11 protein-coding genes and 1 pseudogene are annotated in these 14,167 nt (G+C 69.0%); 8 read left to right on the top strand and 4 right to left on the bottom strand.

The window, feature by feature from the left end; translation table 11 throughout:
* Positions 1-15: 15 nt before the first annotated feature.
* A complete protein-coding gene (locus R2K23_RS24035) occupies positions 16-1,449 on the bottom strand; it encodes a GntP family permease (RefSeq protein WP_316513216.1) in 1,434 nt (477 codons plus the stop codon).
* A 36-nt stretch (positions 1,450-1,485) separates the two neighbouring features.
* Positions 1,486-2,001, bottom strand: a complete 516-nt coding sequence (locus tag R2K23_RS24030) for a gluconokinase (RefSeq protein WP_316513215.1) — start codon at positions 1,999-2,001, stop codon at positions 1,486-1,488.
* Between the two features lie 125 nt (positions 2,002-2,126).
* On the opposite strand from R2K23_RS24030, the gene R2K23_RS24025 reads away from it, so the two are divergent.
* From R2K23_RS24025 to R2K23_RS23985, 8 genes and pseudogenes are all read left to right on the top strand, one after another.
* Complete coding sequence (locus tag R2K23_RS24025) at positions 2,127-2,840, top strand: FadR/GntR family transcriptional regulator (protein ID WP_316513214.1); 714 nt, start codon at positions 2,127-2,129, stop codon at positions 2,838-2,840.
* A gap of 82 nt (positions 2,841-2,922) precedes the next feature.
* Positions 2,923-4,484: pseudogene (locus R2K23_RS24015) on the top strand (long-chain-fatty-acid--CoA ligase).
* Between the two features lies 1 nt (position 4,485).
* Positions 4,486-6,498 carry an acetoacetate--CoA ligase gene (locus R2K23_RS24010; protein WP_316513209.1) on the top strand — a complete coding sequence of 671 codons (2,013 nt, stop codon included), beginning with the start codon at positions 4,486-4,488 and terminating at the stop codon, positions 6,496-6,498.
* A 34-nt stretch (positions 6,499-6,532) separates the two neighbouring features.
* The gene (abc-f, locus tag R2K23_RS24005; protein WP_316513208.1) at positions 6,533-8,191 is read left to right on the top strand and encodes a ribosomal protection-like ABC-F family protein; all 1,659 of its coding nucleotides are present in this window, start codon (positions 6,533-6,535) and stop codon (positions 8,189-8,191) included.
* 79 nt (positions 8,192-8,270) lie between these two features.
* Entirely contained in the window at positions 8,271-9,347 is a 1,077-nt protein-coding gene (locus R2K23_RS24000) for an NADH:flavin oxidoreductase (RefSeq protein WP_316513206.1), read from the top strand.
* Positions 9,348-9,396: 49 nt separating this feature from the next.
* Positions 9,397-10,554, top strand: a complete 1,158-nt coding sequence (locus R2K23_RS23995) for an acyl-CoA dehydrogenase family protein (RefSeq protein ID WP_316513205.1) — start codon at positions 9,397-9,399, stop codon at positions 10,552-10,554.
* 18 nt (positions 10,555-10,572) lie between these two features.
* Positions 10,573-11,679, top strand: a complete 1,107-nt coding sequence (locus tag R2K23_RS23990; protein WP_316513203.1) for an acyl-CoA dehydrogenase family protein — start codon at positions 10,573-10,575, stop codon at positions 11,677-11,679.
* An 84-nt stretch (positions 11,680-11,763) separates the two neighbouring features.
* A complete protein-coding gene (locus tag R2K23_RS23985) occupies positions 11,764-12,522 on the top strand; it encodes an SCO6745 family protein (RefSeq protein ID WP_316513201.1) in 759 nt (252 codons plus the stop codon).
* Between the two features lie 20 nt (positions 12,523-12,542).
* Here the strand turns inward: R2K23_RS23985 and R2K23_RS23980 are convergent, their stop codons facing one another.
* Complete coding sequence (locus R2K23_RS23980) at positions 12,543-13,400, bottom strand: LLM class F420-dependent oxidoreductase (RefSeq protein ID WP_316513199.1); 858 nt, start codon at positions 13,398-13,400, stop codon at positions 12,543-12,545.
* A 26-nt stretch (positions 13,401-13,426) separates the two neighbouring features.
* A complete protein-coding gene (locus R2K23_RS23975) occupies positions 13,427-14,026 on the bottom strand; it encodes a TetR/AcrR family transcriptional regulator (protein WP_316513197.1) in 600 nt (199 codons plus the stop codon).
* Positions 14,027-14,167: the final 141 nt, after the last annotated feature.

Here is a 14,167-nt window from a genome sequence, read left to right as displayed (position 1 = left end):
CCTGTCGCGGCCGGCTCAGGCGATGGCCCACAACCCCAGGCTGATCGCAAAGGCACTGAGGCCCAACGTCGTCTCCATGACGGTCCAGGTCTTGAGGGTGGTCTTGACGTCCATCCCGAAGAATCGGCTGACCAACCAGAAGCCGGAGTCGTTGACGTGCGACAGCACCGTGGCGCCGGCGGCGATCGCCATGACCAGCGCGACAAGCTGAACATTGCTCAGATCCGCGGCTGCCACGGCCGCGCTGAGCAGGCCGGCCGTCGTCGTCAACGCGACGGTGGCCGAACCCTGCGCGACGCGCAGCAGCGTGGCGATGATGAACGCCTGCAGGATCAGCGACATGCCGAGGTTCGACAGCGAGCCGCTCAGGGCGTCGCCGATGCCGCTGAGTCGCAGCACGCCACCGAACATCCCGCCGGCACCCGTGATCAGGATGATCGCGCAGATGGGCCCCAGCGCGTTGTCCAGGATGTCGCTGACGGTGGCCATCGGCCGGCCGCGCAATCCGAGTACCAGCGTCGCCACGATCACGGTGATCAGCAGGGCAATCGAGGTGGTGCCGAGCAGCTTGAGGTACTCGGCCCAGGTCGCGCCGGATTCGATGACCCCGGCGGTCATCAGGGTGTCGAGCACGGTGTTGAACGAGATCAGCACGAAGGGCAGCATCAACACACCGAGCACGGTGAGAAACGCCGGTGCCGTCCGCGTCGCGGTGCCGACGCCGCCGTCTGCGCCGGATGCACCGCCGTCGGTGCCGTCGTCGTCGCGACCGCCGTTGATCTCACCGAACAAGGTGGTGGGGATGTCGACGTGGATACGCCGGCCGATGACCTGAGAGACCAGGTAAGCGCCGACGTACCAGGACGCGACGGCGACCGGGACGCCGAGGATCAGCGTGAGACCGATGTTGGCGCCGAGCAACTCGGCCGCGGCCACCGGACCCGGATGGGGCGGGACCAACGCGTGCATGGCGGCGAAGGCACCCGCGGCAGGGAACGCGTAAAGCAGCAGCGACCCGCCGAACCGGCGCGCCACCGTCATGATGATCGGCAGGAAAACGACCAGGCCGGCGTCGAAGAAGATCGGGAAGCCGAATAGCAAAGCGGCCACACCGAGCGCGAACGGGGCCCGTTTCTCGCCGAACCGGCCGATCAGGGTGTCGGCGAGAACCTGTGCGCCGCCGGTGATCTCGAGCAGCCGGCCGATCATGACGCCGAACCCGACGAGCAGTGCCACCGAGCCCAATGTGTTGGAGAATCCGAAGGACAACGCGGCCGGCACCTCGGCGACGGGGATGCCGGCGGCCAGCGCGGTCAGCAGGCTCACCAGTACCAGCGCCACGAAGGCGTGCAGCTTCACCTTGATGATCAGGAAGAGCAGTAGCGCGACCGCGCCCGCGGCGATCAGCAGGAGCGTGGTGGTCCCGAACGCCGGATCAATTGCCTCCACGGGACCTCCCCGCCTCGGTGCTTCCAGTGCCCCTGATCATCGGTCCTCCTGCTGGGCTGGGTGGGAATCGGTTGCGCGGACGTAACTTTCGATGATGGCGTCGATGCTCTGGTCCACATCGATGGCGAGCCCGTGTTCATCGGCCTCCAAGGGTTCGAGGGTGTCGAACTGCGAGGCCAGCAGACTCGCCGGCATGAAGTGGCCGGGGCGGCTGGCCTGGCGCCGGCCGATCACCTCGACGGAGCCCTCGAGGTGAAGGAACTCGATCAGGGCGCAGTGGCCGCGCAGCTGGTCACGGTATTTGCGTTTGAGGGCGGAGCAGCTCATCACGCCGCCGTCGCGGTGCAGCGCCAGCCACTCGCCGATCGAATCCAGCCAGGGCAGGCGGTCGTCGTCGTCGAGGGGCTCGCCGGCGGTCATCTTGGCGATGTTGGCCGGCGGATGAAAGTCGTCGGCATCCGCGAACGGGACCCGTAGTCGCTGAGCGAGTGCGGCGCCGACGGTCGATTTCCCCGAGCCCGAAACTCCCATGACGACGATCGGTGCCGGCATGCGCCCTCCGCCTGATCGGTGTGCTGGTTGTCACACAGCTTGCAGCAATAAGCATACGATTGCAAGAGCTTGACGAAAATCAGATGTTGCTACTGCGGCATTCAGTCCTCTGGCATCATCTATTAATGCTCGAACGGCCGAATGTGGGCGCGCTGCACAGCAGCCTGGTGACCGCGTTGGGAACCGCGATCGTCTCCGGCCAGTACCCGCCGGGGCGGGTCCTCAACCTGGACGGGGTGAGCGCCGAGCACGGCGTCTCGCGCAGCGTCGCCCGCGAGGCGATCCGGGTGCTCGAATCGATGGGCATGGTGGAATCGCGCCGGCGGGTCGGGATCACGGTCCAGCCCGCCGCCAACTGGAACGTCTTCGATCCGATGTTGATCCGGTGGCGTCTGGAGGCCGGCGATCGCACCGCCCAGTTGGTGTCACTGTCGGAGTTGCGGCTGGGGTTCGAGCCAGCGGCAGCGGCCCTGGCGGCGCGGCGCGCGAGCCCGCATCAATGCCGGGTCATGGCGACCGCGGTGTCCGACATGGTGGTGCACGGGCGATCGGGCGATCTCGACGCTTACCTGGTGGCGGACAAGCTGTTTCACCAGACCCTGCTCGAGGCCAGCGGCAACGAGATGTTCCGGGCGCTCAACGGGGTGGTCGCCGAGGTACTCACCGGCCGCACGCAGCACGGGATGATGCCGGAGCGGCCCAACCTGGAGGCGATCGCCCTGCACGACGAGGTGGCGCGCGCGATCAGGATGGGTGAGGAACGGCAGGCCGAGCGGGCGATGCGCGCGATCATCGGGGAGGCGGCCTCGGCGGTGGTCGAGGAGTTCCCCACGCCGTAGGGCGGCCGGCTGCGCCGTTCATCCGGGACTTCGCCCCGCGCCGCACCGGTCATGAAAGTCTGATGGGGTGACCGAGGACATCATGCATCCGAACACGGCCCTGACCTGGGTCGCGCAGGTGGGCAAGCACGCGCGGTGCAACCCGGGCGGCGCCGCGTTGCGATACCGGGGAGCCACCACCACCTGGCAGCAACTAGACGAGCGCAGTCGGCGGCTGGCGACGGCGCTCGAGGGCCGCGGCGTCCGGGCCGGGGACCGGGTCCTGCTGCTGCTGACCAATCGTCCCGAGTTCGTCGAGGCTCTGGTGGCGGTCAACCGGCTCGGCGCCATCGCGGTACCGGTCAATTTCCGGTTGGTCGAGGCCGAGGTGGCCTTTCTGGCGGAGAACTCCGGTGCCGGTGCGGTGATCGTGGAAGAGCATCTGGCCCCGCTGGTGGCCGGGGTGCGCGCGCAGAACTCCGCGGTCGCGTGCCTGGTCGTCGGTGAGCAAGCGCCGGCGCCGGCCCCGGGGCCGAAACCTACGAGCCCGCCGTCGCTGCCGCGGACCCGCACCCCGGCAGCGGGCCCACCGACCTGAGTGCCTGCGCGTTGATCATGTACACCTCGGGAACCACCGGCCGGCCGAAGGGGGCGATGCTGTCCTACCAGAACCTGCTGGGCCAAACCCTCACCCTGGCAAGGGCTTTCCGGCTGGTGCGCAACGACGAGGTGGTCGCGGTCACGTCGCCGATGTTCCATATTGCGGCCATCGGCGCCCTGGTGCCGGATCTGATCTTCGGCTATCCGACCGTCATCACGCCCACCGGCGCCTTCGACCCCGAGCAGTTTCTGGACCTCCTCGAGGCCGAGGGCGTCACCAACGCCTTCCTGGTGCCCACCCAGTGGCAGGCGGTGTGCGCCAGCCCGTCGATCCCGGACCGCCGGCTGCGGCTGCGCACCATCTCCTGGGGTGCGGCACCCGCCTCAACGGCCATCCTGCGCGCCATGGCCACGGCGTTTCCGGACGCGGCCAACGTGTGCACGTTCGGCCAAACCGAGATGTCGCCGGTGACAACGGTTCTCGACGGCAGCGACGCCCTCGAGAAGCTGGGGTCGATCGGCAAACCGGTGCCGCTGGTCGACGTGCGGATCGTGGACGACGAGATGAACGACGTGCCCCGGGGGGCCGTCGGCGAGATCGTGTACCGCGGGCCGCAGACCATGCTCGGCTACTGGGACAACCCGCAGGAGACCGCAAAGGCGTTCCACGGCGGCTGGTTTCACTCCGGCGACCTGGTCCGCGCCGACGAGGACGGTTTCCTCTACGTCGTCGACCGGCTCAAGGACATGATCATCTCCGGCGGCGAGAACGTCTACTGCGGTGAGGTGGAAGCGGCGATCGCCGACCATCCGAACGTGCACGAGGTCGCCGTGGTCGGCAGCCCCCACCCCAAGTGGGGTGAGACCCCGGTCGCGGTGGTGGTACCCCGCGACCCGGCCGCTCCGCCGAGTCCCGCGGATCTCATCGAGTTCGCCTCGACGCGGTTGGCGTCCTACAAGAAGCCGACGAAGGTGGTGATCATCGACGCGCTGCCGCGCAACGCCTCCGGCAAGGTGCTCAAAGCCCCGCTGCGCGAACAGGTTCTCGAAGGCTCGGAGGGATGACGTGACCGACACCGCCGAGCTGCTGTGGCGTCCCTCGGAAGAACGGATCCAGAGCGCCCCGATCACGAAATATCTGCGCTGGCTGCGCGAGGAGCGCGGGCTGGACTTCGCCGGCTACGAGGACCTCTGGCGCTGGTCGGTCACCGAACTGGAAGCCTTCTGGGCCTCGATCTGGGACTTCTCCGGCATCATCGCCCACCGCGGATATGACCGCGTGCTGGACCGCCGCGTGATGCCGGGGGCGCGCTGGTTCGACGGCGCCCTGGTCAACTACGCCGAGCAGTCGCTGTGGCGGGCCCGCGAACCCGAGTGGGCCGACCGGCCCGCGGTGGTCTGTGAGTCCGAGTCGCGGCCGCGGATGGAGTTGTCCTGGCAGCAACTCGGCGAACAGGTCGCTGCGTTCGCCGCGACGCTGCGGGGCCTCGGGGTTCGGCAGGGCGACCGGGTGGTGGCCTACCTGCCCAACGTGCCCGAGTCCATCGTCGCGATGCTCGCCGCCACCAGCCTCGGCGCGGTGTGGTCGAGCGCCGCCCCCGACATGGGTGCCGCCGGCGTGCTGGACCGCTTCCAACAGATCGAACCCAAGGTGCTCGTCGCCGTCGACGGGTATCGTTACGGCGGCAAGGCGTTTGACCGCCGGGAGGTGCTGCGGGACATCGCCGCAGGCCTGCCGTCGCTGGAGACGTTGATCCTCGTTCCGCACCTGAACCCCACGCCGGACTTCGGGGCACCCGGCGCGGTGCGGACCCTGACGTTCGGCGACGCGGTGGCGGCCCCGGCGCCGCTGGAGTTCACGCCGGTCCCGTTCGCGCATCCGCTCTGGGTGGTGTACTCCTCGGGCACCAGCGGCAAGCCGAAGCCGATCGTGCACGGCCACGGCGGATTCCTGCTGGAGAATCTGAAATCCGCTGCGCTGCACCTCGACATCGGTGACGGCGACCGTTTCCTGTGGTTCACCTCCACCGGGTGGATCATGTGGAACCTGTCGGTGGTGACCCTCGTCGCTGGGTGCACGGTGTTGCAACTGGACGCCAACCCCGCTCATCCGCATGCTGGGGCCCTGTTCGACTTCGCCGCGCGCGAGCGGGCCACCTTCCTCGGCACCAGCCCCGCCTACCTGTCGGCCTGCATCAAAGCCGGTGTGGTGCCGGGCGACGACTATGACCTCTCGGCGGTCCGAACCCTGGGGTCCACCGGATCGCCGTTGACGCCCGAGGCCTACCGCTGGGTGTACCGGCATGTCAACGCGGACCTGCTGCTGGCCGGCATCTCCGGCGGCACCGACCCGGGCGCGGCGTTCCTGACGTCGTGCCCGGTCCTCCCGGTGTACGCCGGCGAGATGCAATGCCGCGGCCTCGGCGTCGCGGCGCACGCGCTGGACGACGCCGGCCGGGAACTTCTGGATGAGGTGGGCGAACTCGTCGTCACCGAACCCATGCCCTCGATGCCGCTGTACTTCTGGGGCGACGACGACGGGACGCGCTATCGCGAAAGCTATTTCGAGACCTATCCCGGTCTGTGGCGGCACGGCGACTGGGTGCGGTTGATTCCGCGGCCGGAGTCGGTGACCGGGGTCATCTACGGGCGCTCGGATTCCACCATCAACCGCCAGGGCATCCGGATGGGCACCAGCGAGATCTATCGCGTGGTGGAGGAGTACCCGGAGATCGTCGATTCGCTGGCCATCGACCTCGAGTATCTGGGCCGGCCGTCCTACCTGGCCCTGTTCGTCGTGCTGCGCGACGAGGACGCGAAGTCCGTGCCGCCCGACCTGCGGGCGCGACTGTTCGCGGCGATCCGTGCCGGGGTGTCGCCCCGGCACGTGCCGGACGAGGTCTTCGCGACACCGGAGGTGCCCCGCACCCTGTCCGGGAAGAAGATGGAGGTCCCGGTGCGCAAGATCCTGCTGGGTCGCCCGCCGGATCAGGTGGCAAACCGCGACGCCACGGCCAACCCGGCCGCGTTGGACTGGTTCGCCGACTTCGCCCCCGTCCTGGGCGCCCGCCTCCGGTAGTCGCCCGGTCCATCGGTGGTGCGACGATGGGCCCATGACCGCAACCCTCGTCGCCAAGAACGTCTCCGGCGGGTTCGCCCACCGGACCCTGTTCGAGGGCGTCGACCTCACCGTCGCGCCGGGTGACGTGGTCGGGGTGGTGGGAGCCAACGGCGCCGGCAAGAGCACGCTGCTGCGCATCCTGGCGGGGGATCTCGAACCGCTCGACGGCTCCGTCAGCGTCGCGCCCGCCGACGCCTTCGTCGGGTGGTTGCCCCAGGAGCACGAGCGGGTGCCCGGCGAGACGGTGGCGGGCTACATCGCCCGGCGGGCCGGCTGCGCGGACGCCACCGAGGCCATGGAGGCGGCCGCCGCCGCGCTCGCGGACCCGCAGCAGGAGGGTCCGGACGCGGCCGACGTCTATGCGGCGGCGCTGGACCACTGGCTGGCCACCGGCGCCGCCGACCTCGAGGAACGGTTGCCGGCAGTGCTCGCCGACCTGGGACTCGACACCGACACGGTACGACCGGATTCGACCCTGATGACCGAGCTGTCCGGTGGGCAGGCCGCGCGGGTGGGGCTGGCCGCTCTGCTGGTGTCCCGGTTCGACGTGGTGCTGCTCGACGAGCCCACCAACGACCTGGATCTCGACGGGCTGGAGCGGCTGGAACGCTTCGTCGGTGAGCTGCGCGGCGATGTGGTGCTGGTGAGTCACGACCGAGAGTTTCTGGCGCGCACCGTGACTCGCGTGCTGGAACTGGACATCGCGCAGAACACCACCACTGTCTTCGGCGGCGGGTACGAAAGCTACCTGGAGGAGCGCGAAGTGGAGCGCCGCCACCGCCGCGAGGAGTACGAGGAATTCGCGGAGAAGAAGGCGGATCTGGTCGCCCGCGCCCGCATCCAGCGGGAGTGGTCCAGCCAGGGCGTCCGCAACGCCATCCGCAAGGCCCCCGACAACGACAAGCTGCGGCGCCGGGCGGCCGGCGAGTCCAGCGAGAAGCAGGCGCAGAAGGTGCGTCAGATGGAGAGCCGGATCGCCCGCCTCGAAGAGGTCGTCGAGCCGCGCAAGGAATGGACTCTGCAGTTCAGCATCGGCGCCGCACCCCGGTCGAGTGCGGTGGTGGCCACCCTCGACAACGCCGTCGTGCGGCAGGGCAAGTTCACGTTGGGGCCGGTGTCGCTGCAGGTGGCGGCCGGCGAACGGATCGGCATCACCGGACCCAACGGGGCCGGAAAATCGACGCTGCTGCGGTTGCTGCTGGGCCGTCGCGAGCCCGACGAGGGGCGGGCCAGCCTGGGTTCCAGCGTCGCAATCGGCGAAATCGACCAGGCCCGAGGACAATTCACCGGATCGCAGCGACTTGTCGACCGGTTCGAACAACGGGTCCCGGAGTGGCCGACCGCGGACGTCCGCACGCTGCTCGCGAAATTCGGGCTCGGGGCCGACCACGTGGAGCGCGCCGTCGACGACCTGTCGCCCGGCGAGCGAACCCGCGCCGGCCTGGCATTGCTGCAGGCCTGCGGCACCAATGTGCTGGTGCTCGACGAGCCGACCAACCACCTCGACCTCCCCGCCATCGAGCAGTTGGAGCAGGCCCTCGACAGCTACGACGGCGCGCTGTTGTTGGTCACCCACGACCGACGGATGCTGGACAACGTCCGGCTGGACCGGTCGTGGCGCGTCGAAAACGGATGCGTCACAGAGCTATAGCCGCACACCACCGACCCGCCATGGTCGACTGCCCGGGTACCGTGGGCCGACGACACCCCGATCTGCCTGGAGAAAATCGATGACCGACCTGTCCAGCCCGCTGGAGTTTGCGCACGGGCCCGCGTGGAGGAACCGGTTGGCGTTGGCCCCGTTGACCAACATGCAGAGCAACGCCGACGGGTCCCTGCATGACGACGAGTACCGCTGGCTGGTTCGCCGCGCGGAGGGCGGCTTCGCCATGGTGATGACGTGCGCGGCGCACGTCAGCCGGGCCGGGCAGGCCTTCGAGGGGCAACTCGGCGTCTGGGACGACCGGCATCTGCCCGGCCTGAGCCGCCTGGCCGCGGGACTGCGCGCCGCCGGGGCGGTGTCGTCGGTGCAACTGCAGCACGGCGGCCGACGCGCCGACGAACGGCTGACCGGCCTGCCGGTGGTGGCGCCGTGGGACGACCCGGAGAAGGGTGCCACCGCGTTGACGACCGCGCAGGTGGAGCAGGTGGTGCAAGACTTCGTCGCCGCGGCCGTCCGGGCCGAGCGGGCCGGTTTCGACGGGGTGGAAATCCACGGTGCCCACGGCTATCTCGTGGCGCAGTTCCTCGACACCCGACGCAACCACCGCAGCGACCGCTACGGCGGTTCGGCCGACAACCGATCCCGCATCGTGCACGAGATCATCGACGGTATCCGGGCCGCGACCGGCCCGAACTTCCAACTCGGCCTGCGGATTTCACCGGAGCGCTACGGCATCGTTCTCGACGAGGCACGCGCCTTGGCCCGGGACGTCCTCGCCGACGGCAAGCTGGACTACCTCGACCTCTCGCTGTGGGATGCGTTCAAGGAGCCCTATGAGGAGGCACATCGCGGCCGCCGCCTCCTCGACGTCTTCATGGACCTGCCCCGCGGCGCCGCGCGGGTGGGCGTCGCCGGAAAGATCACCGACGCCGCGTCGGCGCGACGGTGCCTCGAGGGTGGCGCCGACTTCGTGTTGATCGGCAAGGCGGCGATCGTGCACCACGACTTCGCGCGCAGCGCGCTGCGCGACCCCGACTACCGGGCCGCGGCGCTGCCGGTGCGCCGCGACCACCTCGAGGCCGAGTCCGTCGGGCCGCGCTTTCTGAACTACCTGGCGACGAACTGGGACGACTTCGTGGCGTAATCCCGCACCCCGGCATCTCCCAACCAACCGGTGGGCTAACCTGGGTTTCATGCAGCTGGCCTTGACCCCGGAGGAAGCCGCCTTCCGCGACGAACTCCGCACCATCTTCACCACCAAATTCCCCGCTGACATGCGGGAACGCTATCGGCAGGGTGGCCACCTCAGTCGTGAGGACATCGTCACGAGTCACAAGATCCTGCACGAGCACGGTCTGGCGGTGCCCAACTGGCCCGTCGAATGGGGCGGCAAGGACTGGACGCTGACCCAGCAGCAGATCTGGCTCGACGAGATGCAGCTGGCCTGCGTTCCGGAGCCGCTGGTGTTCAACGCGAAGATGGTCGGCCCGGTGATCGCCGAGTTCGGGTCGCAGGAGATCAAGGAACGCTTCCTGCCGCCGACGGCCGCGCTCGACATCTTCTGGTGCCAGGGCTTCTCGGAGCCCGAGGCGGGCTCCGACCTGGCCTCGCTGCGCACCACCGCGGTACGCGACGGCGACAGCTACGTGGTCAACGGGCAGAAGACCTGGACCACGCTGGGCCAGTACGCCGACTGGATCTTCTGTCTGGTGCGTACCGATCCGCAGGCGCCGAAGCGTCAGGCCGGCATCTCCTTCCTGTTGATCGACCTCAACACCCCCGGCATCACCATGCGCCCGATCAAGCTGATCGACGGCAGCTTCGAGGTCAACGAGGTGTTCTTCGAGGACGTCCGGGTCCCGGCCGACCAGCTCGTCGGCGAAGAGAACAAGGGCTGGACCTACGCGAAGTTCCTGTTGGGCAACGAGCGCACCGGCATCGCGCACGTCGGCACCACCAAGGTGCGCCTGGCCGAGGTGAAGAAGCGCGCCATCGAGACCGGTCTGATCGAGGACCCGCTGTTCGCGGCCCGGCTCGCCGAGGCCGAGAACGACCTGCTGGCCCTGGAACTCACGCAGATGCGGGTGACGGCAGGGTCCTCCGACGGCCAGCCGAACCCGGCGTCGTCGGTGCTCAAGCTGCGCGGCAGCCAACTGCAGCAGATCACCACCGAGCTGATGGTGGAGGTCGCCGGGCCGGACGCGTTGCCGTTCGAGGCCGACGCGATCGCCTCGCCGGAGTGGGCTCAGGCCAGCGCGCCGCACTACCTGAACTACCGAAAGACCTCCATCTACGGCGGCAGCAACGAGGTGCAGCGCACCATCATCGCTTCCACCATCCTCGGACTGTGAGATAGGCCGGCAACCACTATGGATTTTCAACTCAGCGACGAGCAGGAACTGCTCCGCGACACCACCCGTGACCTGTTGGCTCGGCACTACGACGTCGAACGCCGCAACCAGGTCATCGCCACCGATCTGGGCTGGAGCCGCGACGTGTGGGGCCAGCTGGCCGACACCGGGATCCTCGGCCTCGGCTTCGACCCGTCGGAGTCCGGGCAGATCGAGATCACGACCGTGATGACCGAGATCGGCCGGCGGTTGGCTCCCGAGCCGGTGCTGCACGCCGCGCTCGCTCCCGGTGCGCTGATCGCCGAGCACGGCAGTGACGAACAGAAGCAGTTGCTCGACGAGGTGGCCGAGGGCCGCCTGCTGCTGGCCTTCGCCCACACCGAGCCCGGCATGCGCGGCGCGACCGCGGCCGTCGGCACCACCGCGCGTCCCGATGGTGACTCCTGGGTGCTCAGCGGCCAGAAGAACCCGGTGCCCGCCGGCGACACCGCGGACACCCTGGTGGTCACCGCGGCCCTGCCCGACGGCGGAACCGGGCTGTTCCTGGTGCACGGCGACGCGGTGACCAAGAAGGGATACCAGACGTTCGACGGCCTGCGCGGCGCGCAGATCGACCTGAACGGCTCACCGGCCACCGCGCTGGGTGCGGCCGCCGACGCGACCGCGGCGATTGAGCGTGCGCTGGTGCGCATCCAGTCGGCGCTGTGCGCCGAGGCGCTGGGTGCCATGGAGGAGTCGCTGCGCCTGACGTCGGAATACCTGAAGAGCCGCAAGCAGTTCGGGGTCACCCTCAATACGTTCCAGACGTTGACCCAGCGGGCGGCCGACATGTACGTCTCGTTGGAACTGGCCCGCAGCATGAACCTGTACGCCGCGATGTCGATCGCCGACGGTGTGCTCGATCCGACGATCGCCGCGCGCGCCAAGCTGCAGATCGCCCGTTCCGGCCGGCACATCAGCCAGGAAGCCATCCAGCTGCACGGCGGCATCGGCATCACCGCCGAGTACCCCGTCGCGCATTACGCGGCGCGGCTCACCGCGATCGACAACACGCTCGGTTCCGCACAGGATCAACTGGGTGTGTTGCGCGGGCAGGTCCGCGACTACGAAATCGCAATGCTGTAGACAGTAAAGACATCTGGCGAAGAACCTGTCGCCCGCACCCGTTGGGAGGACGTCGTTGAGCGCTGACCAGAAGGAGTCATTGTCATGAGCAATCCCGATATGGTGGCGGCGGCCGCCGGCACCGGCGCGGCGATGGGTGAAGCCGTCGCGGTCTTCATGTTGCACCCGGAGACCTTCGCCGGCAGTGTCGCAGCCGGTTACCAGAATCCGCTGGCCGGCTACATCGCCGGCCGCGCCGGGGTGCTCGGAGAGGCCAGTGGGGCCACCGTCGCCGCGGTGCTCGCGGTGTTCGAGCCCAACCTCACGGCTGCGCTCTGGGACGAGGGCGTCGCGGTGCGCGGTGCCCTCGGTGCCGCGCAACAGTATTGGGAACAGACGGCCGAATTCGGCCGCAAGTACCTCTCCGGGGCGCAGGGGCTCGAGCGCATCGCCGAGTTGGGCGAGAAGGTGATCGCGGCGACGCCGATCGCGGGGACGCCGATGTTCGCGGGCTGGCGGACGATGCCGCTGGCCGACGACGCGCCGGCGCGGGCCCTGCAGGTGATGATGGTGCTGCGCGAACTGCGCGCCGACGTGCACTTCAACCTGCTCACCGTCTCGGGGATCGCCCCGGTCGAAGCGCACATGCTGCACGGCGGTGCCGAATACACCAAGATGTTCGGCTGGCCCGAGCCCTTCGCCGACGGCGCGGACAAGAAGGACCGCTACGCCGAGGTCGAGCAGGGGACCGACCGGCGGATGGCCGAAATCCTCTCCGGTGCACTGGATTCCGCCGAGGCCGACGAGCTGGCCAAGCTCAGCGCCGACGCGCTGGAAGTGCTGAAGGCCAACGTCCCGTCCTGATCCGGGCGGGCGGGTCGAGCTCAGTCGACCGACGAGCTGAGTTCCTTCAGCGCCGCCAGGTACTCGAGATACTCCGAGAGCGAATCCTGGGCTCTGCCCACGGAGACGATGGTCGCGCCCGCGGCCACGGTGGCGGCCAGGGTGTCCACGGCGTGCGCGGGTTCCTTGACCGGATCGAGCGGCTCCACCGGCGGCAGGACAACCTCGAAGCCGGCCGGCACCTCCACGCGGTCCAGCCACTGCCGCGCGGTGTCGGGGGTGACCGCGAACGGCGTCCAGCCGTCGCCGAGGGCAACGGCGCGCCGCAGCGAGCGTAGGGTGCGTCCGCCCACCCAGATCGGCATCCGCGGTTGCACGGCGCACGGATCGACGACCATGCCCTCGAAGTCGTAGAAGTCGCCGTGGTAGGCGGGGGTCCGCTGTGACAGCGCGGCGCGCAGCGCCCGCATCGCGTCGTCCGAACGCGGCCCCCGGTCGTCGAACGGAGCCTCGATGAGCTCGAACTCCTCCTTGAGGCTGCCGACGCCGACACCGAGGATCACCCGGCCGTTGCTGATCAAATCCAGTGTGCCGTAACGCTTCGCGATCTCCAGCGGGTGGTGGTAGGGCAGCACCAGCACGTGCGGGATCAACCGGATCTGCTGGGTGCGGGCGGCGAGGTAACCCAGCGTCGCCAGGGGGTCCCAGTAGCGCGGCCCCCGTCGCTCGAGTTCGTGGGCGGGCAACGCGATGTGCTCACTGCAGGTGAGGTGGAAGTAGCCGAGCCGATCCGCGGTCTCGGCGACCTGCGCGACGTCGTCGATGGTCGCGGCAACCTCCCACGGGCCATGCGCGCCCGGATGCAGTGAGACGACGGGGGTGGCGATCGACAGCTTCATCTGCGGGAGTTCCTCTTGTCCTTGTCTCAGTCCGGGGTGTGGATGCTGGAAATCACCAACTGAAGATACGGCCGGTACAGGTCCTGGCCGCCGAGGTGGCTGTCGAGGGTGATCCCGTCGTTGGCGGCCAGGATCACCCGGGCCAACGTGTCCGCGTCGATGGTGAGCACGCCACCGATCCGCGCGACGTTCTTGCTGATGAACTCGCCGAGCGCGCGGATGGTCTCCAGGCGCTGGTCGGCCACCCTCGCGCGAGCCTCGGGGTTGCGTAACAGGTACAGGGTGAGTTCGTAGCCCAGCGCGGCGCGATCCGGACCGCTGCTCAGCTGCCGCCAACGGTCGGCGAGGCTGTCGATGTCGACATCGTCGAGCCGGTGAAACGATGCCATCACCTCGGCGAACCCGTCGAGGAAGCGCTGACGTTGCCGGTCGACGACCGCCAGGAACAGCTTCTCCTTCGCGCCGAACTGGGAGTAGATCGCGCCCCGGGTGAATCCGGCGGCATCGGCGATCTCCTCCAGCGCCGCACCCGTCAGCCCCTTGCGGGCAAAGACCTCCTCGGCCGCGTCGAGGAGGAGTTGCCGCAGATGCTCGGCCCGGCGCTCCTTTGTCCAGCGTTCCACCACCGGAGCATCCTCCCATCACGCGCGCCGAGCCCAGGGGTCCCGCGGCGGCGCGGGCCGCGGCAGGTGTGATGCCGACCACTCTAATACACGCTTGTATCCGCGATGCAACCGTGTATCGTGAGGCCCGTCACATCGCGGAGA

Origin of the sequence: Mycolicibacterium sp. MU0050 (assembly GCF_963378085.1) — a bacterium.
Classification (GTDB): domain Bacteria; phylum Actinomycetota; class Actinomycetes; order Mycobacteriales; family Mycobacteriaceae; genus Mycobacterium; species Mycobacterium wendilense.
This window is presented reverse-complemented; position numbering and strand designations above follow the sequence as displayed.

Bases quoted from the DNA above. Each gene is read 5' to 3' on its own strand.
- R2K23_RS23990 (WP_316513203.1), top strand. From the start codon at position 10,573: ATGGATTTTCAACTCAGCGACGAGCAGGAACTGCTCCGCGACACCACC.
- R2K23_RS24025 (WP_316513214.1), top strand. From the start codon at position 2,127: ATGCTCGAACGGCCGAATGTGGGCGCGCTGCACAGCAGCCTGGTGACC.
- R2K23_RS24030 (WP_316513215.1), bottom strand. From the start codon at position 2,001: ATGCCGGCACCGATCGTCGTCATGGGAGTTTCGGGCTCGGGGAAATCG.
- R2K23_RS23980 (WP_316513199.1), bottom strand. From the start codon at position 13,400: ATGAAGCTGTCGATCGCCACCCCCGTCGTCTCACTGCATCCGGGCGCG.
- abc-f (WP_316513208.1), top strand. From the start codon at position 6,533: ATGACCGCAACCCTCGTCGCCAAGAACGTCTCCGGCGGGTTCGCCCAC.
- R2K23_RS24000 (WP_316513206.1), top strand. From the start codon at position 8,271: ATGACCGACCTGTCCAGCCCGCTGGAGTTTGCGCACGGGCCCGCGTGG.
- R2K23_RS23995 (WP_316513205.1), top strand. From the start codon at position 9,397: ATGCAGCTGGCCTTGACCCCGGAGGAAGCCGCCTTCCGCGACGAACTC.
- R2K23_RS23985 (WP_316513201.1), top strand. From the start codon at position 11,764: ATGAGCAATCCCGATATGGTGGCGGCGGCCGCCGGCACCGGCGCGGCG.